The sequence below is a fragment of the Lentzea sp. NPDC005914 genome (genome assembly GCF_040629405.1).
Lineage (GTDB): Bacteria > Actinomycetota > Actinomycetes > Mycobacteriales > Pseudonocardiaceae > Lentzea.
The window spans coordinates 73,645-98,882 of record NZ_JBEXVQ010000024.1; the positions used below are offsets into that span (position 1 = coordinate 73,645).

Consider the following 25,238-nt stretch of genomic DNA (forward strand, 5'->3'; position numbering starts at 1 on the left):
GATAGGCGGCTCGGTGAGATAAGACCCAGGTCAGGCTTCCTGACCTGGGTCTTTCTGTATCTTCCTCGCCATCTCGACATAGCTCAGGCTCCGCACGTCGTGAGCGCGTTCTCCAAGGCCGCACGTTCCGCCGGAGCCACACTCAGCCCGTACGCCGTCTTCACCGTCACGTAGATCCGCGAGTACGAGCACGCGTATCCGGCGTTGGGCGGCATCCACTCGTCGGGCGTCTTGTCACCCTTCGACTGGTTGACCTTGCCCGAGACCGCCACCAGGTTCCGCAGGTCGTTGGCCGCCGCCAGCCGTTGCTCCGGAGGCCAGCCGGCCGCTCCGCTGCGCCACATCTCGGCCAGCGGCACCACGTGGTCGATCTGGATCTTCGACACGCTGGTGACGCGCGTGCCTGTGTACGGGTCGTCGAGGGTGCCGGACTGCACGGAACAGCGGCCCGGCTTGCGCGAGACGCCGGTCAGGTCGCGGGCCAGGACCTGGCTGCGCTGGTCGCAGCCGTCGCCGTCGGTGTCGAACCACGGCTGGCCGAACACGCACGCCTTGCCGTCGTTGCAATCGCGGACGTATCCGTCCAGACGGCCCGGTGCGGCAACAGGTAGCGCTGCGAGAGAGGTGCGCGCGCCCGCGGCGTCGAGGGTTCCGGTGGGCACGTGGTCTATCTGGGGGGTGGGTGATGTCAGGGGTAGAGCGGAACAGCCGGTCAGCAGGACGATCAGCAGCAGCCACCGCATGGAAAGGGCATACCCGCCGCAAAAGGCGGTGATGGCCGCTCAACGGCGTAACTCCGGGGGGACGAATGTCCGCAGTCAACGTGCTCGCCGACCGGCTCTTCGACACCATTCTCGACCGCTATCCGGTCGACGCCAGCCTGATGGGCTTCGACGTCGACCACGAGTCGCTCGTCGATCACAGCGAGGAGGCCGACCAGCGGTACGCGGTGAGGCTCCAAGCGCTGGGGGACGCGGTGAGGCGGCTCGAGCCCGCGGACCTGTCCGAGCGCATCACGCTCGGGATCGTGCTGCACGAGGTGCGCACGCAGCAGGACGAGATCGCGGCCAAGCACGTCGAGTTCGGCATCAGCGCCAACATCCGCACGACGGTGCCGGGCACGCTCGCGTTCCTGCCGCGGCTGCCGGTCGACACCGACGAACGCCGAGCCGGGTACCTGGAACGGCTGCGCGGGCTCGACGGGTTCTTCGCCACGATGATCGAACGCCATCGCAACGGGTTCGAGAACGGGCGCACGCCGGTGAAACACCTGGTGGAGCAGGCCATTGAGTTGATGGGACGCCATCTCGAGAACCTCAGCGCGTTCGACGTCGTGGACGGCGCGGGCGCCATCATCGACGAGAAGCTCAAGCCCGCCATCGAGAACTACCGCGACTTCCTGCGGAACGAGGCGCTGCCGCTGGGACGCGACACGGAGCACCCTGGCCTGTGCTGGTTGCCCGGTGGTGACGCCGTCTACCGGAAGGCGGTCCGGGCGCACACGACCGAGGACCTCGACCCGGAGGAACTGCACGCCACCGGCAGAAGGCTCATCGAGGACCTCAAACGCGAGTTCGCCCAGTACGGCGACGACGTGTTCGACCGGATCCGCAACGACCTGACGTTCCGCCACAGCAGCGCCGAGGAGATGCTCGAAGGCGCGCGCAGGGCAGTGGAGAAGGCTGAAGCCGCGGCGCCGCAGTGGTTCCACGCGTTGCCGGACGACAAGTGCGCGATCGAGGCAGCGCCGGAGGCGGTTCCGGCGCACGTGCCGCCGCACTACTTCCCGGCCGCGGACGACGGCAGCCGGCCCGGCACGTACTTCGTCAACACCAAGGAACCGCAGAACCGGCTCAAGATCGAGGACGAGGCCACGGCGTACCACGAGGCTGTGCCCGGACATCACTTCGAGTACAGCAAGGCGGCGGCGCTCAAGGACCTTCCCGTCGTCCGGCGGAAGTCGCCGATCAGCGTGTTCGGCGAGGGGTGGGCGTTGTACTGCGAACGCCTCGCGGACGAGATGGGGCTGTACAGCAACGACGAGTCGAGGCTCGGCATGCTCACGATGGACGCCATGCGCGCGGGACGGCTGGTCGTGGACACCGGCTTGCACGCCAAGGGATGGAGCCGGCAGCAGGCCATCGACTTCCTCGTCGAGAACACCCCGATGGGACTGACACAAATCGAGTCCGAAGTGGACCGTTACCTCGGCGAACCGGGGCAGGCGCTCGCGTACATGGTGGGGCGCCTCAAGTTCGAGGAGCTGCGCGCGAGGTCCGACCGGGCGGGCAGGGACGTCCGCGACTTCCACGAGGTCGTGCTCAGCCAGGGCAGGCTCACGCTCGCGCTGCTCGACGAGGTCGTGAAGGAGTGGCTCGCCGATGCGTGACCTCGCGGATCGGCTGTCCGGCCTGATGTTCGACCACCACACCCTGCGGGCGAACCTGCTGGGCCTGCGCGACGACGGCGCGCTGCAGGATCACAGCGATGAGGCGGACCAGGATCACCTGCGGCGCTACCAGGAGATCAGGAGTGAAGCGGAACGACGAGCTCCGCAGACCCAGGACGACCGCATCACCCAGGGCCTCGTCCTGCACCTGACCCAGGTGGAGTGCGACACCCTCGAGTCGAGGACTATCGAGTTCGGCGTGAGCGGGTACATCCAGTCCGCGGTGCCCGAGCTGCTCTACTTCCTGCCCCAGCTGAAGAGTCACCACGCCGTGCCGCGATTTCTCGCCACGGTCGCCGAACGGCACCGCGAGGGCATCGCCGCGGGCCGGATGCCCGTCAAGCACCTCGTGGAACAGGCGATCGCACTCGTCGACCAGCACAACGTGCCGGGGTTGCAGCAGTACCGCGACGTGCTGAAGAACGACGTCCTGCCGTACGGCAGGGATACCGAGCACGCCGGGCTGTGCTGGTTGCCGGACGGCGAAGCGTTGTACCGCAAGGCGATCCGCACGCACACGACGCTGGATCTCGGCCCGGACGACCTGCACGCCACCGGCCGCAAGCTCGTCGAGAACCTCAGAAGCGAGCTCGGTGACCATCGAGATTCCAGGTACACCAGCGCCGAGGAGATGATCCATGACGCCGAGGCGGCAGTGCGCAGGGCTGAAGCCGTTGCCCCGCAATGGTTCCGCACGGTTCCGGCACAGCAGTGCGTGATCGCCGAAGCCGCGTCGTCGGTGCCCGCGAGCACGCCACCGCACTACCTGGCCTGCGCGCTCGACGGCAGCCGCCCCGGCACATACTTCGTCACCACCAAACAACCGCACACCCGGCTTCGGAGCATCGCGGAGGCGACGGCGTTCCACGAGGCGGTGCCCGGCCATCACTTCGAGAGCGAAAGGGTCCTCCTGCTAGAAGACCTTCCCCTGCTGCGCCGCAAGGCCCGTGTCACCGCGTTCAGCGAGGGATGGGCGCTCTACTGCGAACGCCTCGCCGACGAGATGGGCCTCTACAGCGACGAAGAGGCGAGACTCGGCATGCTCACGATGGACGCCAAGCGCGCGGGCAGGCTCGTCGCCGACACAGGCCTGCACGCGCACGGCTGGAGCCGGCAGCTGGCCGTCGACTACCTCGTCGGCAACACCCCGATGCCGCGCGAGCTGGCCGAGGCCGAGGTCGACCGCTACCTCGCCCAACCGGGGCAGGCGCTCGCGTACATGGTCGGCCGCCTCAAGTTCGACGAACTGCGCAGGAAGTCCGACGAGGCGGGCAGGGACGTGCGCGACTTCCACGAGGTCGTGCTCGGCAGGGGACGGCTAACCCTCGCGCTGCTCGACGAGGTCGTCACGGACTGGCTCGCCGAGGGCTGACCTCATCTGATCGGAATCCAGCAGCCCTTCCCAGCGCGACACGACGAATGTCGCCACGCAGTTGCCCAGCAGGTTCGTGAAGACGCGCATCGAATCCATGATCCGGTCCGCGCCGAGCAGCAGTGCGACCGCCGCGGCCGGGATCGAGCCGACCGCGGCGACCGTCGCCGACAGCGCGAGGAACGCCGAGCCCGGCACGCCGGCCATGCCCTTCGAGGTCAGCACGAGCACCAGCACGATCGTCAGCTGGTCACCGAGGTCCAACGGCACGTTCAACGCCTGCGCGAGGAACACCGTCGCCAGTGACAGGTAGATGGAGGCGCCGTCCAGGTTGAACGAGTACCCGGTCGGCAGCACCAGGCCGACCGACGCGGGCGCGCAGCCGGCACGCTGCAGCTTCACCATCATCCGCGGCAGCACGGCCTCCGACGACGCGGTGCCGAGCGCCAGCAGGAACTCCTCCCTCGTGTACCGCAGGAATCGCAGCAGGTTGACCCTTGCGAACGTCCACGCGATCACTCCGAGCAACACGCAGAACAGCAGTGCCGCGCCGTAGGCCGACAGGATCAGCCACATGTACGTGCGCAACGAGCCCAGCCCGTACTGCCCGACCAGGAACGCCATCGCGCCGAACGCACCGAGCGGCGCCAGCTTCATCACGTAGCCCAGCACCGTGAAGAAGGCCAGGTTGACGCGTTCCAGCAGATCCACCACGGGCGTCGCGCGCTCGCCCAGTTGGGCCAGCGCGCAGCCGAACAGCACGGCGAACAACAGCACCTGAAGCAACGCGTTGCGCGCCAACGCGTCCACCACACTGGAAGGAATGAGGTCCAGCAGGAACTGGACGACGCCGGGGAGGTGACCGCCCTGCGTCTTCGTCTCCACGGCGGAGGCGTCCAGCGTGGACGGATTCACGTTCATCCCGGAACCCGGTCGCACCACGTTGCCGACCAGCAGGCCGAGCGCGAGCGCGGCCGTCGACACCACCTCGAAGTAGATCAGCGCCTTCACGCCGATCCGGCCGACCGCGCGCAGGTCACCGACCTTCGCGATACCCGTCGCCACCACGCAGAAGATCAGTGGCGCGATCACCATCTTGATCAGCTTGATGAAGCCGTCCCCGATCGGCTTCAGGTCGGTGCCGAGGGCCCGGAAGTAGTGGCCCACGAGCACACCGGCGACGACGGCGACGAACAACTGCAAGAAGAGCGACCGAGATTTCACATCCTGGAAGCTAAATATCATTTGTGAGCGATGGAGTGCCCTGAGTGTTACGCCTGCACTATCCGACGGGTGACAGACTGCGGCGCATGAAGCCAGTCGCGGCGGTCGCCGCCCTGCTCCTGCTGGTCGCTTCCTGCAGCGGTGCGAGCGACCCCGACGCGCCGCCCGTCCAGCTACCGCCCAGCGGCGGCAAGTTCGACTACCAGATCGGCGGGGTCTACCAGCCGGACGCGCGGGTCAAGATCGTGGTGCGGGACCGCAGCAAGATCCCCGTCGGCGACCGCTACAACATCTGCTACCTCAACGCCCTGCAGACGCAGCCGGATCCGATGGACGGCAGCCTGAGCTGGTGGAAGCAGAACCACGGCGACCTGCTGCTCAAGCAGTCGAACGGCGAGCCGATGGTCGACCCGGAGTGGGGCGAGGGCATCCTCGACATCTCCACCGCCGAGAAGCGCGGCAAGATCCTCGACGTCCAGAAGAAGTGGATAGACGACTGCAAGACGTCGCGCTACCAGGCGATCGAGGCGGACAACCTCGACTCGCACACGCGTGCCGGCGGGGCGTTCGACATCAACGCCACCAAGGAGTTCATGAAGGGGTTCGTGAAGCACGCGCACCAGATGGGCCTCGCGGTGGCGCAGAAGAACGGCGGTGAGCTGGGCGACTCGGGCAAGAAGTACATCGGCTTCGACTTCGCGATCACCGAGGACTGCCAGGCCAACGACGAGTGCAAGCCGTACGCGGAGGCGTTCGGCGACAACTACTTCCAGATCGAGTACACCGACGAGGCGTTCCAGAAGTCGTGTGCCGATCACGGCGGCAAGGTGTCAGTCATCCGCCGTGACCGGAACGTGGTGCCGTACGGGCACGACGACTACGTCTACGAGGTCTGTCCCAGCGCCTGAGCGAGGAACGCGGCCCACTTCTCGCTCTGACCCGTCGCGTCACCGAAGATGTGGTGTCCTACGGCGCGGGTGCCGTGGAACCGGTACAGGCCATCGGTGCCGCGCACGCTGAGGAACACCCCCGGCAGGTCGTAGGCGAAGTCGACGACCCCGGTGATGCCGAACGGCTCCAGCGTGACCTCGTCGCCGATCTTGGGGTCGGCAGGCACACCGAGCGCCGCGAGCAGTCGTGCCCACGCGTCGTCGGGCTGCTCCTGGGGCGCCTGGGCGAACACGTACGTGCCGTGTCGGCCGCTGAAGTGCTTGACGTACTGGCCCAGTGTGGCGAGGTACATGTCCCAGCCGTACGAGGTCTGGTCGAGGTACTCATCGCTCCAGCCGTCGCCGAGGATGCCGCTGTGCACGAACCGGAGCACGGTCGAGCCGCCCTCCCGCGCCTCGATCAGGTACTCCATCGCGTGGACCGTGCCGTCGTCGGCCTTGTCGCTTTCGTAGGCGAGGTGCTTGCCCGGCTCCCACGTGGTGATCGTCGAGGCCTCCTGGAAGAACCCCAGGTCGAGCGTCATGCGGCCACCGAGGCGTCCGTCGACCGTGTGCGGGCCCATGAACCAGGAGTCGATACCGGGTCCCGTCGCGATGGCCTCCCAGACCTGCTCCGGGGTGCCCTCGACCTCGACTTCCTTCTTGATCTCGAACTCGCGCGTCACGACTCTTCCTCCTTGGCGCTGACGACGCTGGGGTGCAGGGCGACGACGACTCGGTGCGCGCGCCCTCCTTCGGCCTGTTCGTCGTGGTACTTCGAGACGAGCTGCGTCACGCAGTTCGCCAGCTCCTCGGCGAACGCGGCGCGGTCAGCCGCCGTCGCGAACCTGATCTCACCGTCCAGCGCGAACGTCGCGAGCCGCTTCTTCGCCTTGGTCGCGCCCGTGATCAACGTGCCGACGTCGCGCACCAGCCTGGCCGAGACCGCCAGCAGCCATCGCGCGGACAACCGGTCGGGTGAGCGCGCCGGGTCGGGTTGGACGGCCGCGAGCGCCGTCGGTGAGATGACGTAGGACGCCGCCGTCGCCTGCATCAGGCGCTCGTTGACGTTGCCCTTGCGCCGTTCCTCGACGAGCTCCACCAGGCCGTGCTGCTCCAGTGTGCGCAGGTGGTAGTTCACCTTCTGCCTGGGCAGGCCGACCTTCGCGGCGAGCATCGTCGCCGATCCCGGCTCTGCCAGCTCCGCGAGCAGCCGCGCCCGCACCGGGTCCAGCGACACCTCGGCCGCCGCCGGGTCCTCGATCACCGCCACTTCGAACATGGCGCAAGCGTCACACCGAAAACAAAATTAGTCAAGAACTGTCCTGCTGTCGGTGACTTTGCTCCACCTGGGTGGCTTTGGACCCGGTACCGTAAGCGGTGTCTCGATTGGTCGTTGCTTGTTCACGGCCCCTTGAGGAGACAACATGATCACGATGCTCGTCCTGACCGTGCTGGCCTTACCGTTCGCTCTGACCGCCGCCAACGTGGGCAGACGCAGATGGATCCGCAAGAGGGGCGTCGCCAGAGTGCGCGCCGAGCTCGACGCTTTCCACGCCGAGCTGGCGCAGCAAGGCCTGAGTCACTTCTCCGGGCGCTGAGCCGGGTCCTGCTGGAGCACGTTCGCGGACGGTGAGATCCGCGTGACGACATCGCCGTAGCGGTCCAGCAGCGCCGCCGTCACGGTGTCGGCCGGCCCGACGACGGCGAACTCGGTCAGCACGTCGTCGCTGATCAGCTCGCTCATCTCCGCCCACTGCTGCCGCCGGGACATCCGGTGCAGCTGCTCGTGCAGCTCACCCCAGCCGTGCAGGTCCAGCACGGGCTTGTACGCGGGCGTCGACCCGTAGAACGCGATCTGCCGCTTGACGTCGGCGATCTCCTCGTCGGTGGACGCCGCGAACACCGGCCCGCTGATCTCGAAGCCCTCCAGCGTCTTGCCCGCCTTGGCCCGGCCGCGTCGCAGCGCAGGCAGCGTCACCTCGCGCAGGTACCGCTCGGTCGTGAAGTTGTGGCACAGGAAGCCGTCCGCGACCTCGCCCGCCACCTCGGTCATCCGCTCGCCGACGCCGGCGAGGTAGATCGGCGGGGTGCCGTGCGGGTTCGGGCCCGGATCGAAGAACGGCGTCATCAGCGTGTGCAGGTAGAACTCGCCGCGGAACGCCAGCCGCTCGCCGGTCTCCCACGCGTGCCAGATCGCCTTGATCGCCAGCACGAACTCGCGCATGCGCGCGGCCGGCTTGCTCCACGGCATGGAGAACCGCTTGGTGATGTGAGCTTCGACCTGCGAGCCGAGGCCGAGGTTGAACCGGCCCTCCGACAGCAGTTGCAGGTCGTTCGCCGTGGTCGCGACGGTCATCGGGTTGCGCGCGAACGCCACCGCGATCGCCGTGCCGAGCTCGATCCGCTCGGTCGCCGCGGCCGCTCCGCTCAACGCGAGGAACGGGTCGTGCTTGGTCTCGGCGAGCCAGAACCCGTCGTAGCCCCGGTCCTCCGCCCGCTTCGCGATGGCCCCGACGTTGCCCGGGGTGTACTCGACGGCACTCCTGTCCAGCTTCATGCCGATGAGGTTAGAAAACTCTCCAGCAACGCGTTGAACTCAGGAGCTTCCGGCACCAGATGGTCGCGTCCGCGGCACACGGCCCGTTGCCCACCGGTCTCGCGGGCGATCGTGTCGCAGATGATCTCGTTCGCCTCGCTGTGACCGCCCGACACCACCAGGATCGGGAACCCGGCCTCGCGCAACGCGGACAGCGGCGGCTCCGCCTCGTCCGGCGGACGAGCCGTCAAGAGCTGCCGCATGCCCTTGAGCAACGTCTCGTGCGGCTGGTCGGGGACCTCGATCGGCACGCCCGCGATGGGGAAGAAGCGCCGCAACCCCTCCGCGGGGTCCAGCCCGGACTCGATCAACCCACGCGTGGCCGCCCCGAACGCGTCGACGACCGGGACTCCGCGCGCGACACCGGCGGACGGTGGCTCGACGATGGTCAGCGACCGCACGTTGTCCGGACGCAGCGCAGCGGCGTACATCGAGACGATCGCGCCGTAGGAGAGCCCGACGAGGTGGCTCGGCTCGTCCAGCAGCTGGCCGGCGATGAGCGCGGCCTCCGGTTCGAAGTCCTGCCGCGCGGGTGGCGACTGCCCGTGACCTGGCCGGTCGGGGGCGAGCAGCGTCCACCGTTCGGTCAACGGCCGCTGGGCTCGCCACGTCTCACGGCCGCCCAGCACACCGCCGTGCACCAGCACCACGCGCGGACCTCGACCCCACTGGTGAACGTGCAGCCGCATGATCGGAGGTTAGCGATAACCGGTGCTGTACCTGGACTCGCAGGCGATTCCGTTCCGGTTGTCGTCGAGCTCGACGCGATACCCCGGCTGGCCCCAGTAGAGCGGCGCCGCTCCGGCCCGGCGCGCGTCGTCGCAGGTCGCGAAGAACACGGGCTTCGGCTTGGGAGGTGTGGTCGGCTTCGTCGTCGTGGGCGCCGGTGCGGGCGCGGGTGGTGGAGGCGGGGGAGTCGGTGTCTCGGTGGTGTCCTTGCCGCCGCACGGCGTTCCCCACAGGCCCATCGGAACGCGCTGCGCGGCCCCTTCGGCTTCCCGCTGTCCAGGCGTGGGGGTGCCCGTGGTGCGGCCCGCGCCGTTGCCCAGCGCGAGCAACGCGTAGTCGGTGCCGTCCGCGAGACTGAGCGCGCCCGTGGTCCGGTCGTAGCGCACCTGCTGGTTGAGCAGCATGGCCTTGGCGAAGCTGGCCGCCGCGTCAGCCCAGCACGGTCCCGGCTGGGCGAGGGCTGTGACCTCGGCTTTCGAGCCGTCGGACAGCATCACGGACCGGCCGTCCACGATCGACGCCACCGTGATGCCCAGCTGGGCAGGCGCCACCGACGCGGACGTCGTCACCGGCGTGTCCTCGACCGGCTTCTCCACCGCGACAGGCGTCGACTGATGACCCTGCACGGTGCAACCCGCGGTGAGCGCGGCTAAAACGACCCCGCTCACAATTCTCCACCCCGACATGACCCCGAATAGTGGCCCCTCGCGGGAGCGCCGCCAAGGTTACGTATTTGACCCGGATCGGTTCACGGGTAGTCCGAAATGAAATACGGAGATGCCCAGTTCAGCGTGCGGGCTTCAACGTCCAGACCACGGTCATCTCCCCGGTGGTCACGCCCTCGGCGTTGGTGATCATGATAGTCACCGGGAATTCGGGGCGGGCACCGGACTCCAGTTCGGCGAGAATGTCCTCGACGGGACGCCCGAGAACGGCCTCGGCGCGCAGAACGCCCATCGCGATCTTCTTGTACGAGATGTCCGCGCGGACGGCGAGCGGCGTGGCCTTGGCGAGGTGCGCGGCGAACGCGGCCATCACGACGGCGCCGGACGCGGACTCGCCGAGACCGAACATCATCGCGGCGTGCGGCCCGCCGATGTGGTTGTGCAGCGTCGGGTCGTCCGGCAGCGTCGCGACGACGCGGCCGGGCGAGACCTCCTCGAAGTCGATGCCGGTGGTCTTCACGTACGGCACTGCCTGCTTCATTGCGTCGGCGACGAACGCCACGTCCTGGCTCATGAGACGGATGCTACCGGCGAGTAACCCTGTCGGCTACCCGTCGGTAACCACCACTCGCCGTGCTTGTACCGCTCCACTGTGGAGTGAGACTCGGAACTCACTTGCATTCTGGCGGACCGAGATGGATGCTTGTAGCGAGCAACTAGTTGGGTGCTACAAGCAACGAGGTGTCAGATGGTCGATCCGGGCAGGTGCTTCAGCACCGATCCCGAGCACGAGCTCGCGGATCGTGTGGGCATGGCCATGGTGCGTCTGAACAAGATGCACGCCCAGGTCGCCCATCAGATGGCCAAGCAGGGCATGGACAAGTCCGCCTTCGTGCTGCTCGCGACGCTCTCCGGTTTGGGCGAGTGCCGTTCGAGCAACCTTGCGGAGGCGGTGCTCTCCGACCCGTCCACGGTCAGCAGGCAGGTAGCCGGGCTGGTCAAGGACGGGCTCGTGGAGAGGCGAGCTGATCCGGCCGACGGACGAGCCAGCGTTCTCGCGGTGACAGAGGCGGGACGCAAGCTGATCATCGACCGGCGCCGGCAGCGCAACGAGGCCATCGAGCGGATGTTCGACAGCTGGCCTGATGAGGACTTCAAGATTTTCGCGGAGCTGTTCGAACGCTTCGTCCAGGACTACGAGCGCACAGTTCCGGCGCTTATGACCGAACGCGGGACGGGGACCCGCGCAGGAGGGGAAAAGTAGAGATGTCATCAACCACCGAGGCGACACCGACACCAGGTGTCTCCCTGACTCACCGGCAGATCATGACGGTGCTGTCCGGCCTTCTGCTGGGCATGTTCCTCGCCGCGCTGGACCAGATGATCGTCGCCAGCGCGATGAAGACCATCGCGGACCAGCTGCACGGACAGACGCTGCAGGCGTGGGCGACCACCGCCTACCTGATCACCGCCACCATCACGACCCCGTTGTACGGCAAGCTGTCCGACATCTACGGGCGCAAGCCGATGTACCTCGCGGCGATCACGCTGTTCCTCGCGGGCTCGCTGCTGTCGGGCATCGCGACGTCGATGTACGAGCTGGCCGCGTTCCGCGCGGTGCAGGGTCTCGGCGCCGGCGGTCTGATGTCGCTGGCGTTCGCGATCATGGCGGACATCATCTCGCCGCGTGAGCGCAGCAAGTACTCGGCGTACTTCATGGCCGTGTTCGGTTCGGCCAGCGTGCTCGGGCCGGTCATCGGCGGCGTGTTCGCGGGCCTCACCTCGTTCGCCGGCATCACCGGCTGGCGCTGGGTGTTCCTCGTCAACGTGCCGATCGCGCTGCTCGCGCTGTTCGTCGTCGGCCGCGTGCTGAACATCCCGCACCAGAAGGTCGACCACCGCATCGACTTCGGTGGCGCCATCGCGCTGACCGTCGGCCTGGTGCCGCTGTTGATCGTGGCCGAACAGGGCCGCGAGTGGGGCTGGGCGTCGGCGACGTCGATCGCCATGTACGTGGTCGGTGTGCTCGGCCTGGTGGCGTTCGTGTTCGTCGAGAGCCGCATGGGCGACGAGGCGCTGCTGCCGATCCGGATGTTCCGCAACCACACGTTCGCGCTGGGCAACACGATCAACTTCGTGCTCGGCATCGGCATGTTCGGCGGCATGGTCTCCATCCCGCTGTACCTGCAGATCGTGAAGGGCGTCTCCCCGACGGTCTCCGGTCTGATGCTGCTGCCCATGACGTTCGGCATCATGTCGGCCACCGCGACCGCGGGCCGGGTCACGTCGAAGACCGGGCGCTACAAGATCTTCCCGATCATCGGCGCCGGGCTCATGTCGATCGCGCTGTTCCTGTTCAGCACCATCGGCACGGACACGCCGAACTGGCTGGTCATGATCTACATGTTCATCATGGGTGCCGGTCTGGGCCAGTGCATGCAGACGCTGCTGCTGGCGATCCAGAACGACGCCGAGCCGCGTGACATGGGTGTGGCGACCGCTTCGGCGACGTTCTTCCGCCAGATCGGTGGCACCGTCGGTACCGCGGTGTTCCTGTCGATCCTGTTCAGCACGGTCGGCGACAAGATCGCGGAAGGCCTCAAGGCCGCCATGCAGACCGAGGCGTTCAAGGTCGCGCTGGGCCACAACCCGGAGTTCGCGAAGGCGCTGCAGAGCGGTGGCGGGAGCGGTGTGGACATCAACAACACCGAGTTCCTCAACCACCTCGACCCGGTGCTGGCCAAGCCGTTCCTCGACGGCTTCTCCGGTGCGATCGACACGGTCTTCATGACCGGCGGGATCGTGATGGTGGCGGCGTTCGTCCTCGTGTGGTTCCTGCGCGAGAAGCCGCTGTCGACCAGGTCCGGTCTGGAGCGCGTGGCGGACGCGGAGTCGCTCGCGGTCTGACCCGAGTGCGAAAAAGGGCCGTCTCCCGAGAGGGGGACGGCCCTTGCGCGTGCCAGGGGCTCAGTGGAACGTCTCGCCCCTGGCCTCGGCGTCCTTCAGGCGCTGGTAGGAGCGCTCGATCTCGGCCTCGGCCTCGGTGCGTCCCACCCAGGACGCGCCCTCGACGCTCTTGCCGGGCTCCAGGTCCTTGTAGACCTCGAAGAAGTGCTGGATCTCCAGGCGGTCGAACTCCGCCAGGTGGTGGATGTCCCGCAGGTGCTCGTGCCGCGGGTCGTGGGCGGGGACGCACAGAACCTTGTCGTCGCCACCCTTCTCGTCGGTCATGCGGAACATGCCGATGGCGCGGGCCGCGATCAGGCAGCCCGGGAACGTCGGCTCCTGGACGAGGACGAGGGCGTCCAGGGGGTCGCCATCCTCACCCAGGGTGTTCTCGATGAACCCGTAGTCGGCCGGGTACTGCGTCGACGTGAACAACGTGCGGTCGAGGCGAATGCGACCAGACTTGTGGTCCACCTCGTACTTGTTGCGCACGCCCTTGGGGATCTCGATCAGGACGTCGAACTCCACTGGTCCTCGCTCATGTAGCCCATTCGTGACGCCACTAGTGTGGACCACGACGCCCTGTCAACCCTCATCGGAGCGGCGGCTGGAGGGTGTGAGATTGCCCGTACCGAGCTGACGGAGGCCCTCTTGCCGGACGAGCCCCAGTGGCCGACCGACGATGACGACGCGGACCTGGATGCTGCGCCAGAGGTGCAAACCGTGCAGGTCAGCCGCCCGTCGCTGGATCAGCCGACGATGCGGTTCCCCGTCGCCGCGGTGCTGAAGCCACCGTCTACTCCGGAGCCCCCGCGCTCGTCCCCGGTTCGTTCCGTCCCGAACGGTGCTGGTGCCCGATCCGGTGGTCCTGGTGTGCCTTTGGCGGCCAGGGCCGGTGCCGCGGGATCGTCCGGTGGATCTTCGGGTGGGAAGTCTCACGGGCAGGTTGCGCCGGACGGTGGCCAACCTTCCGAGCCAACGCGGGCGGCGCCGATGCGGATCTCGCCGGGGGCCGAGCCGAAGAACGACCAGACCCGCGTGGTGGCCAAGCCGGAGCAGCGGACCACGGAGCTGTCGGTGCCCGGCAAGACGGCGCGGGTCGACCAGCTGCCGATGTCGGATCCGTCGTGGTTCAACCAGCAGGTCAGACCCGAACAGCAGCCGCGACCGCAGCCGCCGCGCCAGGAGCCCGCTCGCCAGGAGCCCGCTCGCCAGGAGCCCACCCGTCAGGAGCCTCCGCGCTTCGAGCAGCCCAAACGCCAGGAAGAACCGGTTCGCGAGACCCTTCCCGTCTCCGGCTACGAGGAAGAACCGGAAGACCGGCTGGCCGAGACCGACGAGCCGAAGAAGGGCCGCAAGTCCCTCGTGGTCGTGCTGGGCCTGTTCGTCGTGGCCGCCCTCGCCGGTGCCAGCATCTACGCGGTCAACGAGTTCGGCGGCCCCGCCCCGATCGTGACCAAGCCCCCTGCCGCGCCCGCGAACGTCCAGCCGCTGGTCAAGGCGGCCACCGCAGGTGCGCCGGCCCCGAGCCCGGCCGGTGTCAAAGCCGCGCTGACCGGCCCGGCGGGCAACTCCGCGCTCGGCACCCTGAACGGCACGGTCGTGGACCCGTCCAGCGGCACCGTGCTCTGGCAGCAGGGCGACACCACGCCGTCCACTCCGGCGTCGAGCCTCAAGATCCTCACGGCCGCGGCGGCGTTGCTCAGCTTGGACAGGGCGGAACAGCTGTCCACCAAGGTCGTCCAGGGCGCCGAGCCCGGCACCGTGGTGATCGTCGGCGGTGGCGACCCGACGATCTCCGGCACGCCCGGCAGCTCCGTCTACCCCGGCGCCGCGACGCTCGACGATCTGGTCAACCAGGTGAAGCAGAAGGGTGCCGTCACCAAGGTCCAGTTCGACCTCAGCCGGTACGTGGGCGAGCCGCTGGGCCCGCAGTGGGAGACCGCCGACATCGCGGGTGGCTCGGTGGCGCCAATCGTGCCGTTCATGCTCGACGGCGGACGGCTCGACCCGAAGAAGGACGTCTCCGCGCGCACCGGCAGCCCGGCCCAGTCCGCCGCGGACGCGTTCGCGCAGCGCATCGGGGCTTCCGGTGCCACGGCGGGCGCGGCTCCGCAGGGCGCGCAGGTGCTCGGCGAGATCAAGTCGGCGCCGATCGAGCAGCTCGTCGACAACATGATGCAGATCTCCGACAACGTCCTCACCGAGTCCGTCGCGCGTGAGATCGCGATCAAGTCGGGCAACGAGCCGTCGTTCGCGGGCGGGGTCAAGGCCGTGCGGGACGTCCTGACCAAGAACGGGTTCGACCTGACCGGGGCGAACTTCGTCGACGGCAGCGGGCTCTCGGCCACGAACAAGATCCCGGCCAAGCTGCTCACCGACGTGCTGACGGCGGCGGCCAAGCCCACGCTGGACGACCCGCGCACGACGAAGCTGCGGCCGTTGCTGACCGCGTTGCCGGTGGCGGGCGGCAGCGGCACGCTCGCCGGGCGCTACACCGGGAACTCGGCGGACGGCAAGGGCTGGGTGCGGGCCAAGACCGGCACGCTCACCGGCGTCAACGCGCTGGCGGGCATGGTCGTCGACGTGGACGGACGGGTGCTGGTGTTCGCGTTCATGTCGGCCAGCAACCGCAACCCGGAGACCGAGGTGCGGCCCGCGCTGGACGTGATGGCCGCTGCGTTGCGGGGCTGTGGCTGTTCGTAGCGGGGCGTGCGCAGGTAGCGTCGGGAAGTGTGAACGGCGCGACGGAGGCAGACCTCGGCCCGGTGGACTGGGAGCTGGCGGTTTCGACCGCCGTGCGGCTCGTGCGACCAGGGCCGGTGATCGGGAAGGACGAGGCCGACCACGTCGTCGGCAGGCTTCGCGAGTTCGCGCCTCAGGCCGAGGTGCACGTTCGCGAGCTGACGGGTCTCGGTCAGGGCCTGCCGCTGCTGCCCGGTGAGGTCGTCGACCGTCCGGCGTGGGTGCGGGCCGCGGCGCAGGGTCTCGCGGCGTTGACGGGGCCCGCGATGCAGCGTCAGCCCGGTGCGATGGCGAGCATCCTCGCGGGCACGGCCGGTGTGCAGGCGGGCGTCGTGATGGCGTTCCTGTCCTCACGGGTGCTCGGCCAGTACGACCCGTTCAGCCCCAACGACCAGCTCGCTGGCCGCCTGCTGCTGGTCGCGCCGAACATCGTTGGCGCGCAACAGGCTCTGGACGTCCCCGCGGACGACTTCCGCATGTGGGTGTGCCTGCACGAGTGCACGCACCGCCTGCAGTTCACCGGCGTCCCGTGGCTGCGGAAGTACTTCTCCGACCAGGTCACCACGCTTCTCTCCACAATGGACGACGACCGCGCGCCGCTGCCAGAGGTCATCCGCGACTTCCGGCACAAGCTGCGCGCCGGCGACGGTCCGATCGGACTGATCGAGCTCATCCAGTCACCGCAGCAGAAAGCCGTGCTGGACCGGTTGATCGCACTGTCCACTTTGCTCGAGGGTCACGCCGACCACGTGATGGACGCCGTCGGACCCTCGGTCGTGCCGTCCGTCGGGACGATCCGCAGCCGCTTCACCGCGCGGCGCAAGGGCGGCGGCCTGCTGGACCGGATCCTGCGCACGGCGCTCGGCGTGGACGCGAAGGTGCGCCAGTACGAGGAGGGCGCGGCGTTCACCGAGTACGTCGTAGAACGCGTCGGCATGGACGGCTTCAACGCGATCTGGACCTCCGCCGAGACGCTGCCGACCCGCGCCGAGATCACCGAGCCGATGAGCTGGCTGCGCCGCGTGGCACCGTGAACGGACCGGTCGCCGAGATCCGCACGGCGGTCCGCCGGTTCCTGGACGAGGTGTGCCCGGAGGCGGTGACCGTCGCGGTCTCCGGTGGCGCCGACTCGCTGGCGTTGGCCTACTGCGTCGGACAGTTCGTGCCCGGTGCGTCGGCCGTGGTCGTCGATCACCAGTTGCAGCCCGGTTCTGCCGAGGTGGCCCTGCGCGCGGCCCAGCAGTGCGCGGAGTTCGGGCTGGTGTCACGCGTGGAGGCCGTTGAGGTTTCCGGCGACGGCGGACCGGAGGCGGCGGCCCGCAAGGCTCGCTATGCCGCTCTGAGGCCCGCTTCCGGAGTCGTGCTGCTCGGCCACACCCTCGACGACCAGGCCGAGACCGTGCTGCTGGGCCTGGGCCGCGGGTCAGGCCCGCGTTCGATCGCGGGCATGCGTTCGTGGGACCCGCCGTGGGGACGTCCGCTGCTGGGCGTGTCCCGGGCGGCCACCCGTGCTTTTTGCGCAGAGCAGGGCATCGAGGTGTGGGACGACCCGCACAACGTGGACCCGTCGTTCACGCGCGTGCGCTTGCGTTCCGAGGTGTTGCCGTTGCTGGAAGAAGTGCTGCAGGGCGGCGTCGCGTCGTCGTTGGCCCGCACGGCCGCCCAGCTGCGCGAGGACTGTGACGCACTCGACTCGCTGGCTTCGGCGTTCAGCGGCGACTGCTGCGCCGTGGACGACATCGCCGAGTTGCCCGCCGCACTTCGACGCAGAGTGCTCAGATCGTGGCTCATCGACTCCGACGTGCCGGAACTGTCCGATTCGCACCTGCGACGTGTTGACGCACTGGTGAGTGAATGGCGCGGTCAGGGCGGTGTCTGGCTACCTGGCGGCTTTGTCGTGCGGCGCGCGCATGGCAGGCTCGTTGTGGAACCACAGTCTTAAGCAGAGGGGACCTGTCCGTGTACGACGGCGACATCGCATCCGTGCTCATCACCGAGCAGGAGATCAGCGACAAGGTCACCGAACTCGCCAAGCAGGTCGCGGATGACCACCCAGAAGGTGACTCCGACCTCGTGCTGATCACCGTCCTCAAGGGCGCGGTGATGTTCATGGCCGACCTCGCACGCGCGCTGCCCGTTCCGGTGCAGCTCGAGTTCATGGCCGTTTCGTCCTACGGCTCCTCCACGTCCTCCTCGGGCGTGGTGCGGATCCTGAAGGACCTGGACCGAGACATCGCCGACCGCAACGTGGTGATCGTCGAGGACATCATCGACTCGGGGCTGACCCTGTCGTGGCTGCTGAAGAACCTGCAGTCGCGGCGGCCCCGGTCGCTGGAGGTGTGCACGTTGCTGCGCAAGCCCGACGCGGTGAAGGTCGAGGTACCGGTCAAGTACGTCGGCTTCGACATTCCCAACGAGTTCGTGGTCGGGTACGGCCTCGACTACGCCGAGCGGTACCGCGACCTGCCGTACATCGGCACGCTGGACCCGAAGGTCTACTCCAGCTGAAAACGTTGAAGGGCGCTTTCATCCGTGTGACTCGGATGAAAGCGCCCTTCGTCGTTTGATCAGCAGTTCGGGCGGCAGCGGCGCTGGGAGACCGCGTCCAGGAGCACGCCGCGGATGTCCTCCGGGTTGCGCGCCTGGTACGCCTTACCGCCGGTAGCAGCGGAAATGGAACGCAGAGCGTCCATGTCGACCTCGTCCCCGAGCCCGACCATGATGATCGGCACCGGCTTGGCGGGATCGGCCTCGCGCTTCAAGGTCTCGATCAACGCGCCGGTGTCGATCGACGAGACGTCGTCGTTGCGGCCGTCCGTCATCAGCACGACGGAGTTGACCTTGGACGCGTCGTACCCGGACAGCACGTGCCGGAACGCCGCCAGAGTCGTGTCGTTCAGGGCCGTGCCGCCGCCCACGAGTCCAGGCAGCTGCGACGCACCGGCTTCGAGGCGCTTGCGGCGCGTGACACCGGCCAGAGGCTCGCCCAGCGGACCGATCGGAACGAGCTCGATCCAGTCGTTCGGCGGCTTCTTGTCGGTCGAGAAGGCCCAGAGGCCGATCTGCGTGGTGTCCGGCAGCATGCTCAGCGCGGTCATGGACGCCTCGGTGGCGGCCTCGACCCGGGTTTTGCCGTTGCCGCTCTTCTCGATCATCGAGCCGGAGACGTCGATGACGGTCAGCATGCGCATGTCGAGGCTGATGGCGCCCCACGTGCGCAGCAGCTCGGACACCTGGTCGGCGTTCGGGGTCTCGATCAGCTTGACGTCGCCGGTCTGCACGCCCTCGACGTCGGTCGACCACTTGGCCGGCGCGGCGCCCTGCACGGTGCGGAAGCCGGCCTCGCCGAAGCGCTTGGAGGTCTCCGCGGAGCGCAGGACCTTCTCGAACTGCGACGCGGCCTCGCCGATGCCCTCAGTCTCGTTCGGGCGCGTGACGCGGACCAGCGGGTAGTCGAAGGACAGCGTGCCCTCCTTGGGCGGGGCGCCCAGGACGGCGTTGTCCTTCACCGCGCGGTTGTTGGCGACGACCGACTGCTCGGTCGCGGCGAACAGCGGGGCCTTGGCCGCGTCGGTGGTGACCTTGCCGAACGAGTCGCGGACCGACGGCACGGCGCTGCGGCCCACCCGCAGCAGGGTGCCGACGAGCTCCGGCTTGGGCGTTCCGTCCGGGTTGCCGAGCAGAGTTCGGATCACGAACAGCGCGGCGAGACCCTCGGAGGTCATCGTCGGATCGCTCATCGAGATCTGGACCCGCGGGTCGACGACCTTGGACCAGGAGACGGGGGAGACCGGGAAGCCGATCTTGCCCATCGCCGCCTCGGAGCCGGCCATGACCAGCGGGCTGGACGCCAGCGAGGGCTTGATGTCCAGCTTCGGGGCCTCCGGGCCTGTCTCGGCCGCCTGGCGCTGGGCCTCGGCCGCCCACATCGAGGAGTCGGGGATCCAGAGGGAGTGGGGGTTGATCTGCGCGGTCGGCAGTTCGTTGGCCACGTCGGCCGCGTTGCGCGACTCGACCTGGACCTGGACGCACCGGCCGTTCACCACCGGTTGGGACCGCTGGTAGTCCTGCGCTGCCGCGTTCACCACATCTAACGCGGCGGGGGTGACGGCGACCTTCAACGGCAGTGCACCGGAACAGTCGGCGCCGCTGGTGACACGGAGTGCCACGACCGTTACGCCTGCCGCCGCTACCACTCCGAGCAGAGCGCCCACGGGAAGGGCCACCCGCCGGAACAGACCGGGGGACGTGTGACGTGCTGACATACAGTTACTGACCTTCGGTCATGTGTTCACTCTTTCGAGTGGCGGGGGAACACTCGGGGGATGCATGAGGATGACATAGACCCCCAAACGTAGTGAGACGGCGTGACCTGCGTCACTCGTCTGGACGGCCGTATTTGTTCCGGATGAACCAAACTGCGTGAACATGCGTGGTGGGAGTCACCCGCGGGAACCTCGGGGCGCACCTGACCGTTGGGTGCTCAGTACCTGACCAGCGAGCGGTAGGCTGGTCGGACGCGGTATGTGGGTCTTCCACTGCCCGACGCGCAAGTCAGGGAGGGTCGAGGCCGCCCGCCGGCCGTAAGTGCATGGACCGCAAGCGCCTGCTTCGCAACCCGCTGCTGTGGATCGCTGCGGTGTTGCTGCTCTACTTCGTCTTCACCGTGCTCTTCGACGACTCACGGGGCTACCACCCGGTCAAGACGTCCCAAGCGCTCCAACAGGTGCGGGACGGCAAGGTCAAGGAAGCCACGATCGAGGACAAGGAGCAGCGGCTCCGGCTCACCCTCACCGACGGCACCACCTTCGAGGGCAGCAACCGCCTCATCACGCAGTTCCCCGCCAGCTCGACGGACGAGATCTTCAACGTCCTCGACCAGGCCGGCAACAAGCCGACCGTGGAGACCAAGGTCAGCCAGGAGTCCATCCTGATGCAGATCTTGATCTACCTCGTGCCGCTCGGCCTGCTGTTGCTGCTGCTGATGTGGATGATGAACAACGCTCAGGGCGGTGGTAACCGCGTTCTGAACTTCGGCAAGTCCAAGGCCAAACAGCTTTCCAAGGACATGCCCAAGACGACGTTCGCCGACGTCGCCGGTGCCGAGGAGGCCGTCGAGGAGCTCGAGGAGATCAAGGACTTCCTCCAGAACCCCGGCCGCTACCAGGCGCTCGGCGCGAAGATCCCGAAGGGCGTGCTGCTCTACGGCCCGCCGGGAACCGGTAAGACGCTGCTCGCCAGGGCCGTCGCCGGTGAGGCGGGCGTGCCGTTCTACTCGATCTCCGGTTCGGACTTCGTCGAGATGTTCGTCGGTGTCGGTGCCTCGCGTGTCCGCGACCTGTTCGAACAGGCCAAGCAGAACGCGCCGTGCATCATCTTCGTCGACGAGATCGACGCGGTCGGTCGTCACCGCGGCGCCGGTCTCGGCGGCGGTCACGACGAGCGCGAGCAGACGCTGAACCAGCTGCTCGTCGAGATGGACGGCTTCGACTCGCGCGGCGGGATCATCCTGATCGCGGCGACGAACCGTCCCGACATCCTCGACCCCGCGCTGCTGCGTCCCGGCCGCTTCGACCGTCAGATCCCGGTGTCCCCACCGGACCTGAAGGGCCGCAAGCAGATCCTCCGGGTGCACTCGAAGGGCAAGCCGCTGGCCGCGGACGCCGACCTCGACGGCCTCGCGAAGCGCACCGTCGGGTTCTCCGGCGCCGACCTCGCGAACGTCATCAACGAGGCCGCGCTGCTCACCGCGCGTCAGAACGGCCACGTCATCGGCGCCGCGCAGCTCGAGGAGTCGGTGGACCGCGTGATCGGCGGTCCGGCCCGCAAGAGCCGGATCATCTCCGAGAAGGAGAAGAAGATCACCGCGTACCACGAGGCAGGGCACGCCCTGGCCGCGTGGGCGATGCCGGACATCGACCCGGTCTACAAGGTCACGATCCTCGCCCGCGGCCGCACGGGTGGCCACACCCTCTCGGTGCCGGAAGAGGACAAGGACCTGATGACCAGGTCCGAGATGATCGCGCGACTGGTGTTCGCACTGGGTGGCCGTTCCGCCGAGGAGCTCGTCTTCCACGAGCCCACGACCGGCGCGTCCAACGACATCGAGCAGGCGACCAAGATCGCCCGCGCGATGGTCACCGAGTACGGCATGAGCGCGAAGCTCGGCGCGGTCAAGTACGGGCAGGAGCAGGGCGAGCCGTTCCTCGGCCGCTCGGCGGGCCGTCAGGCGGACTACTCGCTCGAGGTCGCGCACGAGATCGACGAGGAGGTGCGCAAGCTCATCGAGGCCGCGCACACCGAGGCGTACGAGGTGCTGGTCACCTACCGCGACGTCCTCGACGACCTCACGCTCGAGCTCATCGAGAAGGAGACCCTGCACCAGAAGGAACTGGAGCGGATCTTCGCCCGCGTCGAGAAGCGGCCGCGCATCACCCAGTTCAACGACTTCGGTGACCGCACGCCGTCCGACATCCCGCCGATCAAGACCCCTGGCGAGCTCGCCAAGGAGCGCGGCGAGCCGTGGCCGCCCGTCGTCGAGGACACCCTCGAGGAGGAGCTGCGGCAGGAGGAGCCCGCTGCTGCGGCGCCGACCGAGGAGCTGCCTTCGCCGAACGGGTCGAACGGCGTGCACCAGCCGGGTCAGCCGAACAACCAGGCGGGTCCGCCGAACTACGGTGCCCCGCCCGGATGGACCCCGGCGACCGTGCCCGGCGGCAAGCCGCACAACGTCTGGGAGCCGAAGAAGCCGCAGTCCGACCAGGACGAGCGGCAGTGACAGAGCAACATCAGCTCGGCGCAGACGCCGGTCTCACCCGCAACGGGGAGGCCGGCGTCTCCGCGCGACGGGTCTTCGACCAGGCACGTGCGGAGGCGGCGGTGCGCGAGCTGCTGATCGCGTGCGGTGAGGATCCGGAGCGAGAGGGCCTGCGCGAGACACCCGCTCGGGTGGCGCGGGCTTACCGTGAGTTGTTCGCGGGCCTCTACACCGACCCGGACAGCGTGCTCGCGAAGACGTTCGACGAGAGCCACGAGGAGCTCGTCCTCGTCACCGACATCCCGATGTTCAGCTTCTGCGAGCACCACCTGCTGCCGTTCCACGGTGTCGCGCACGTCGGGTACATCCCGAACGAGGCCGGCCGGGTGACGGGACTGTCGAAGCTCGCCCGGCTCGTCGACCTCTACTCGAAACGGCCGCAGGTGCAGGAACGGCTCACGTCGCAGGTCGCGGACGCGCTGGTGCGCAGGCTCGAACCGCGCGGCGTGATCGTCGTGATGGAGGCCGAGCACCTGTGCATGGGCATGCGCGGTGTGCGCAAGCCCGGTTCCCGCACGACGACCTCCGCGGTGCGCGGGCTGCTGCGCACGTCGGCCTCGACGCGGGCGGAGGCCATCGAGCTGATCCGAGGCCGGCTGCGGTGAAGGGTGTGCCGAAGCCCGGCCGGTGTGTCGTGATGGGCGTGCTCAACGTGACGCCCGACTCGTTCTCCGACGGTGGCCGGTACCTGAACCGGGACGACGCGGTGGCGCACGGCGTCGAGATGCACAAGCGCGGCGCCGACCTCGTCGACGTCGGTGGCGAGTCCACCAGGCCCGGTGCCGAGCGGGTCGAGGCTCTGGAAGAGATCTCGCGCGTCGTGCCGGTGATCCGCTCGCTGGTCGCCGAGGGCGTGCCGGTCAGCGTCGACACCATGCACGCCGCCGTGGCGTCGGCCGCGCTGGAGGCGGGCGCGTCGATCGTGAACGACGTGTCCGGCGGTCTGGCGGATCCCGAGATGATCCGGGTCGTCGCCGCGGCCGGTGTGCCGTACGTGCTGATGCACTGGCGCGGGCACAGCACGGAGATGGATTCGTTGGCACAGTACGACGACGTCGTTTCGGATGTGCGCGACGAGCTGCTGCAGCGCGTCGAAGCGGCCGTGGCGGCGGGCGTCGCGGAGTCGTCGATCGTGCTCGACCCCGGACTGGGCTTCGCGAAGCTGGGCGACCACAACTGGGAGTTGCTGCAGCGCCTGGACGAACTGGTCGAGCTGGGTTTCCCGGTGCTGGTGGGGGCGTCGCGCAAACGCTTCCTCGGCACGTTGCTCGGCGACCGTCCACCGGACGGCAGGGAAGACGCGACCGCGGCGGTGTCCGCTTTGGCAGCGTTCAACGGAGCGTGGGGTGTGCGGGTGCACGACGTCGACCGGACCTTGGACGCGGTCGCCGTCGCCGGTGCGTGGAGGCGGGGACATGGCTGACCGGATCGCGTTGACGGGCCTGCGGATGCGCGGCAACCACGGCGTTTTCGAGCACGAGAAGCGTGATGGCCAGGAGTTCGTCGTGGACATCACGCTCTGGCTGGATCTCTCGTCCGCGTCGCGCACGGACGATCTTTCGCAGACCTACCACTACGGCGAGCTCGCGGAGATGGCCGCGGCGATCGTCGGCGGCGAACCGTGCGACCTCATCGAGACGGTGGCCGGCCGCATCGCCGACGCCGCGATGGCCGACACACGGCTGCACGCGGCCGAGGTGACCGTCCACAAGCCGTCCGCGCCGATCCCGCTGACGTTCGACGACGTGTCGGTGACGATCCGCCGCTCGCGCCGGCTGGCGGCTCCGCCCAAGGAATCCCGGTGACTCGCGCGGTTCTCTCGATCGGGTCGAACCTGGGGGACCGGTTCGCGTTCCTGCAGTCCGTCGTGGACGGGCTTGCTCCGCACGTGGTGGCGGTTTCGCCGGTGTACGAGACGGCGGCGTGGGGCGTGGAGGACCAGCCCGACTTCCTCAACGCCGTGGTGATCGTCTCCGCTGAGGGGATCGACGAGTGGGGCTGGCTGCGTCGCGGTAAGGAGCTGGAGAACGCCGCCGGGCGCGTGCGGGAGAAGCGCTGGGGACCGCGCACGTTGGACGTGGACGTGGTTTCGGTGGACGGGGTGACCTCGGACCACCCGGAGCTGCTTCTGCCGCATCCTGGGGCGTTTGAGCGCGCAACGGTCCTCATTCCGTGGCTCGACGTGGAGCCCGGCGCGGTGTTGCCGGGCCACGGACCGGTTTCCGCGCTGCGGTTCTCGTCCGAAGGCGTGCGGCGGCGCGACGACCTGGTGCTGAGTTCGGGTTGGATGGACTCGTGAAGTTCACCCGTCCTCGCGACCTGGCGACGATCGCGATCATCGCCGGACTGCTGACTCACCTGCTGCTGCGTTTCGCGTACGACTCGCTGCCACCGTTGCCGCGCGCGGCCGGTTCGACGTTGCTCGCCATCGCGGTCGCGGAGCTGGTGCTCGCGTTCTCGCTGCGGGCCCGGATCCAGCACCGGCCCGGCGCTCGGCCGGTACAGCCGCTGACCGCGGCCCGTGCCGTCGCGCTGGCGAAGGCCTCCTCGGTTCTGGGCGCGTTGATGTTCGGTGCCTGGACCGGGTTGCTGATCTACACCATCCCGGTGCGCGACGAGTTCGCCGCGGCCGGAAACGACCTGTTCGCGGCCATCACCGGCATGGTTTCGGCCGCGGGGCTGACGGCTGCCGCGCTGTGGTTGGAACACTGCTGCAAGACGCCGACGGAGACTCCCGGGAAGGATTAGATACCCGGCCGTAGG

General features: G+C 68.4%; 26 protein-coding genes. 16 read left to right on the forward strand and 10 right to left on the reverse strand.

The features are described 5' to 3' along the window. Positions 1 to 83: 83 nt before the first annotated feature. A complete protein-coding gene (locus tag ABZ345_RS30015) occupies positions 84 to 743 on the reverse strand; it encodes an HNH endonuclease family protein (RefSeq protein ID WP_359855861.1) in 660 nt (219 codons plus the stop codon). 65 nt (positions 744 to 808) lie between these two features. On the opposite strand from ABZ345_RS30015, the gene ABZ345_RS30020 reads away from it, so the two are divergent. Both ABZ345_RS30020 and ABZ345_RS30025 read left to right on the forward strand, forming a co-directional pair. Continuing rightward, a complete protein-coding gene (locus tag ABZ345_RS30020) occupies positions 809 to 2,389 on the forward strand; it encodes a DUF885 domain-containing protein (protein WP_359855864.1) in 1,581 nt (526 codons plus the stop codon). Next, entirely contained in the window at positions 2,382 to 3,821 is a 1,440-nt protein-coding gene (locus tag ABZ345_RS30025) for a DUF885 domain-containing protein (protein ID WP_359855867.1), read from the forward strand. The genes ABZ345_RS30020 and ABZ345_RS30025 overlap by 8 nt, the downstream gene beginning before the upstream one ends. Here ABZ345_RS30025 and dctA read toward each other — a convergent pair. After that, complete coding sequence (gene dctA, locus ABZ345_RS30030) at positions 3,768 to 5,045, reverse strand: C4-dicarboxylate transporter DctA (protein ID WP_359855870.1); 1,278 nt, start codon at positions 5,043 to 5,045, stop codon at positions 3,768 to 3,770. The genes ABZ345_RS30025 and dctA overlap by 54 nt on opposite strands. An 86-nt stretch (positions 5,046 to 5,131) precedes the next feature. Between dctA and ABZ345_RS30035 the strand changes: the two genes are divergently transcribed. Next, positions 5,132 to 5,953 carry an endo alpha-1,4 polygalactosaminidase gene (locus ABZ345_RS30035; protein WP_359855873.1) on the forward strand — a complete coding sequence of 274 codons (822 nt, stop codon included), beginning with the start codon at positions 5,132 to 5,134 and terminating at the stop codon, positions 5,951 to 5,953. Here ABZ345_RS30035 and ABZ345_RS30040 read toward each other — a convergent pair. Both ABZ345_RS30040 and ABZ345_RS30045 read right to left on the reverse strand, forming a co-directional pair. Then, positions 5,929 to 6,660, reverse strand: a complete 732-nt coding sequence (locus ABZ345_RS30040; protein WP_359855876.1) for an SRPBCC domain-containing protein — start codon at positions 6,658 to 6,660, stop codon at positions 5,929 to 5,931. The two genes, ABZ345_RS30035 and ABZ345_RS30040, sit on opposite strands and share 25 nt — an antisense overlap. Continuing rightward, the gene (locus tag ABZ345_RS30045; protein WP_359855878.1) at positions 6,657 to 7,256 is read right to left on the reverse strand and encodes a helix-turn-helix domain-containing protein; all 600 of its coding nucleotides are present in this window, start codon (positions 7,254 to 7,256) and stop codon (positions 6,657 to 6,659) included. Before ABZ345_RS30045 ends, ABZ345_RS30040 begins: the two co-directional genes overlap by 4 nt. A gap of 145 nt (positions 7,257 to 7,401) precedes the next feature. Here ABZ345_RS30045 and ABZ345_RS30050 point away from each other — a divergent pair, with 145 nt between their 5' ends. After that, positions 7,402 to 7,575 (forward strand): hypothetical protein, encoded by a 174-nt coding sequence (locus ABZ345_RS30050; RefSeq protein WP_359855881.1) that lies wholly within the window; start codon positions 7,402 to 7,404, stop codon positions 7,573 to 7,575. Here ABZ345_RS30050 and ABZ345_RS30055 read toward each other — a convergent pair. The 4 genes from ABZ345_RS30055 to ABZ345_RS30070 all read right to left on the reverse strand — a co-directional run bounded on the left by ABZ345_RS30055 (position 7,557) and on the right by ABZ345_RS30070 (position 10,541). Continuing rightward, a complete protein-coding gene (locus ABZ345_RS30055) occupies positions 7,557 to 8,534 on the reverse strand; it encodes a TIGR03617 family F420-dependent LLM class oxidoreductase (RefSeq protein ID WP_359855883.1) in 978 nt (325 codons plus the stop codon). The genes ABZ345_RS30050 and ABZ345_RS30055 overlap by 19 nt on opposite strands. Next, positions 8,531 to 9,262 carry an alpha/beta fold hydrolase gene (locus tag ABZ345_RS30060; RefSeq protein ID WP_359855886.1) on the reverse strand — a complete coding sequence of 244 codons (732 nt, stop codon included), beginning with the start codon at positions 9,260 to 9,262 and terminating at the stop codon, positions 8,531 to 8,533. Before ABZ345_RS30060 ends, ABZ345_RS30055 begins: the two co-directional genes overlap by 4 nt. Before the next feature lie 9 nt (positions 9,263 to 9,271). Further along, positions 9,272 to 9,970, reverse strand: a complete 699-nt coding sequence (locus ABZ345_RS30065) for an excalibur calcium-binding domain-containing protein (protein WP_359855889.1) — start codon at positions 9,968 to 9,970, stop codon at positions 9,272 to 9,274. 118 nt (positions 9,971 to 10,088) lie between these two features. Continuing rightward, entirely contained in the window at positions 10,089 to 10,541 is a 453-nt protein-coding gene (locus ABZ345_RS30070; protein ID WP_359855892.1) for a DUF4442 domain-containing protein, read from the reverse strand. A 174-nt stretch (positions 10,542 to 10,715) separates the two neighbouring features. Here ABZ345_RS30070 and ABZ345_RS30075 point away from each other — a divergent pair, with 174 nt between their 5' ends. Next, positions 10,716 to 11,231, forward strand: a complete 516-nt coding sequence (locus ABZ345_RS30075; RefSeq protein ID WP_359855895.1) for a MarR family transcriptional regulator — start codon at positions 10,716 to 10,718, stop codon at positions 11,229 to 11,231. Between the two features lie 2 nt (positions 11,232 to 11,233). After that, a complete protein-coding gene (locus tag ABZ345_RS30080) occupies positions 11,234 to 12,874 on the forward strand; it encodes an MDR family MFS transporter (RefSeq protein ID WP_359855898.1) in 1,641 nt (546 codons plus the stop codon). A gap of 60 nt (positions 12,875 to 12,934) precedes the next feature. On the opposite strand, the gene ABZ345_RS30085 is transcribed toward ABZ345_RS30080, so the two are convergent. Continuing rightward, the gene (locus tag ABZ345_RS30085) at positions 12,935 to 13,441 is read right to left on the reverse strand and encodes an inorganic diphosphatase (protein WP_355556591.1); all 507 of its coding nucleotides are present in this window, start codon (positions 13,439 to 13,441) and stop codon (positions 12,935 to 12,937) included. A 465-nt stretch (positions 13,442 to 13,906) separates the two neighbouring features. Between ABZ345_RS30085 and dacB the strand changes: the two genes are divergently transcribed. The 4 genes from dacB to hpt are packed head-to-tail and all read left to right on the forward strand — an operon-like array spanning position 13,907 to position 18,166. Continuing rightward, the gene (gene dacB / locus ABZ345_RS30090; RefSeq protein ID WP_359855901.1) at positions 13,907 to 15,619 is read left to right on the forward strand and encodes a D-alanyl-D-alanine carboxypeptidase/D-alanyl-D-alanine-endopeptidase; all 1,713 of its coding nucleotides are present in this window, start codon (positions 13,907 to 13,909) and stop codon (positions 15,617 to 15,619) included. A 29-nt stretch (positions 15,620 to 15,648) separates the two neighbouring features. Then, positions 15,649 to 16,692 (forward strand): zinc-dependent metalloprotease, encoded by a 1,044-nt coding sequence (locus ABZ345_RS30095; RefSeq protein WP_359855904.1) that lies wholly within the window; start codon positions 15,649 to 15,651, stop codon positions 16,690 to 16,692. Then, positions 16,689 to 17,600: a tRNA lysidine(34) synthetase TilS gene (gene tilS, locus ABZ345_RS30100; RefSeq protein ID WP_359855906.1), complete on the forward strand. Its 912-nt coding sequence runs from the start codon at positions 16,689 to 16,691 to the stop codon at positions 17,598 to 17,600. Before ABZ345_RS30095 ends, tilS begins: the two co-directional genes overlap by 4 nt. Positions 17,601 to 17,617: 17 nt before the next feature. Further along, positions 17,618 to 18,166 carry a hypoxanthine phosphoribosyltransferase gene (gene hpt / locus ABZ345_RS30105; protein ID WP_030472607.1) on the forward strand — a complete coding sequence of 183 codons (549 nt, stop codon included), beginning with the start codon at positions 17,618 to 17,620 and terminating at the stop codon, positions 18,164 to 18,166. 59 nt (positions 18,167 to 18,225) lie between these two features. Here the strand turns inward: hpt and ABZ345_RS30110 are convergent, their stop codons facing one another. Further along, on the reverse strand, positions 18,226 to 19,923 hold the full coding sequence (locus ABZ345_RS30110; protein WP_359855908.1) for a substrate-binding domain-containing protein: 1,698 nt from the start codon (positions 19,921 to 19,923) through the stop codon (positions 18,226 to 18,228). A 326-nt stretch (positions 19,924 to 20,249) separates the two neighbouring features. Here ABZ345_RS30110 and ftsH point away from each other — a divergent pair, with 326 nt between their 5' ends. From ftsH to ABZ345_RS30140, 6 genes are read left to right on the forward strand one after another with little or no spacing between them, the layout of a single operon-like run. Further along, positions 20,250 to 22,436 (forward strand): ATP-dependent zinc metalloprotease FtsH, encoded by a 2,187-nt coding sequence (ftsH, locus tag ABZ345_RS30115; protein ID WP_359855911.1) that lies wholly within the window; start codon positions 20,250 to 20,252, stop codon positions 22,434 to 22,436. Continuing rightward, positions 22,433 to 23,080, forward strand: a complete 648-nt coding sequence (folE, locus tag ABZ345_RS30120) for a GTP cyclohydrolase I FolE (protein ID WP_359855914.1) — start codon at positions 22,433 to 22,435, stop codon at positions 23,078 to 23,080. The genes ftsH and folE overlap by 4 nt, the downstream gene beginning before the upstream one ends. A gap of 32 nt (positions 23,081 to 23,112) precedes the next feature. Beyond that, on the forward strand, positions 23,113 to 23,898 hold the full coding sequence (folP, locus tag ABZ345_RS30125) for a dihydropteroate synthase (protein WP_359856051.1): 786 nt from the start codon (positions 23,113 to 23,115) through the stop codon (positions 23,896 to 23,898). Beyond that, entirely contained in the window at positions 23,891 to 24,280 is a 390-nt protein-coding gene (folB, locus tag ABZ345_RS30130) for a dihydroneopterin aldolase (RefSeq protein WP_359855917.1), read from the forward strand. Before folP ends, folB begins: the two co-directional genes overlap by 8 nt. After that, positions 24,277 to 24,774, forward strand: a complete 498-nt coding sequence (folK, locus tag ABZ345_RS30135; RefSeq protein WP_359855920.1) for a 2-amino-4-hydroxy-6-hydroxymethyldihydropteridine diphosphokinase — start codon at positions 24,277 to 24,279, stop codon at positions 24,772 to 24,774. The genes folB and folK overlap by 4 nt, the downstream gene beginning before the upstream one ends. Continuing rightward, positions 24,771 to 25,223, forward strand: coding sequence for a DUF3180 domain-containing protein (locus ABZ345_RS30140; RefSeq protein ID WP_359855922.1), 453 nt, complete (start codon positions 24,771 to 24,773; stop codon positions 25,221 to 25,223). Before folK ends, ABZ345_RS30140 begins: the two co-directional genes overlap by 4 nt. Positions 25,224 to 25,238: the final 15 nt, after the last annotated feature.

Bases quoted from the DNA above. Each gene is read 5' to 3' on its own strand.
- ABZ345_RS30015 (WP_359855861.1), bottom strand. From the start codon at position 743: ATGCGGTGGCTGCTGCTGATCGTCCTGCTGACCGGCTGTTCCGCTCTA.
- ABZ345_RS30020 (WP_359855864.1), top strand. From the start codon at position 809: ATGTCCGCAGTCAACGTGCTCGCCGACCGGCTCTTCGACACCATTCTC.
- ABZ345_RS30025 (WP_359855867.1), top strand. From the start codon at position 2,382: ATGCGTGACCTCGCGGATCGGCTGTCCGGCCTGATGTTCGACCACCAC.
- ABZ345_RS30035 (WP_359855873.1), top strand. From the start codon at position 5,132: ATGAAGCCAGTCGCGGCGGTCGCCGCCCTGCTCCTGCTGGTCGCTTCC.
- ABZ345_RS30045 (WP_359855878.1), bottom strand. From the start codon at position 7,256: ATGTTCGAAGTGGCGGTGATCGAGGACCCGGCGGCGGCCGAGGTGTCG.
- ABZ345_RS30050 (WP_359855881.1), top strand. From the start codon at position 7,402: ATGATCACGATGCTCGTCCTGACCGTGCTGGCCTTACCGTTCGCTCTG.
- ABZ345_RS30055 (WP_359855883.1), bottom strand. From the start codon at position 8,534: ATGAAGCTGGACAGGAGTGCCGTCGAGTACACCCCGGGCAACGTCGGG.
- ABZ345_RS30060 (WP_359855886.1), bottom strand. From the start codon at position 9,262: ATGCGGCTGCACGTTCACCAGTGGGGTCGAGGTCCGCGCGTGGTGCTG.
- ABZ345_RS30070 (WP_359855892.1), bottom strand. From the start codon at position 10,541: ATGAGCCAGGACGTGGCGTTCGTCGCCGACGCAATGAAGCAGGCAGTG.
- ABZ345_RS30075 (WP_359855895.1), top strand. From the start codon at position 10,716: ATGGTCGATCCGGGCAGGTGCTTCAGCACCGATCCCGAGCACGAGCTC.
- ABZ345_RS30080 (WP_359855898.1), top strand. From the start codon at position 11,234: ATGTCATCAACCACCGAGGCGACACCGACACCAGGTGTCTCCCTGACT.
- dacB (WP_359855901.1), top strand. From the start codon at position 13,907: ATGCGGATCTCGCCGGGGGCCGAGCCGAAGAACGACCAGACCCGCGTG.
- ABZ345_RS30110 (WP_359855908.1), bottom strand. From the start codon at position 19,923: ATGTCAGCACGTCACACGTCCCCCGGTCTGTTCCGGCGGGTGGCCCTT.
- ftsH (WP_359855911.1), top strand. From the start codon at position 20,250: ATGGACCGCAAGCGCCTGCTTCGCAACCCGCTGCTGTGGATCGCTGCG.
- folP (WP_359856051.1), top strand. From the start codon at position 23,113: ATGGGCGTGCTCAACGTGACGCCCGACTCGTTCTCCGACGGTGGCCGG.
- folB (WP_359855917.1), top strand. From the start codon at position 23,891: ATGGCTGACCGGATCGCGTTGACGGGCCTGCGGATGCGCGGCAACCAC.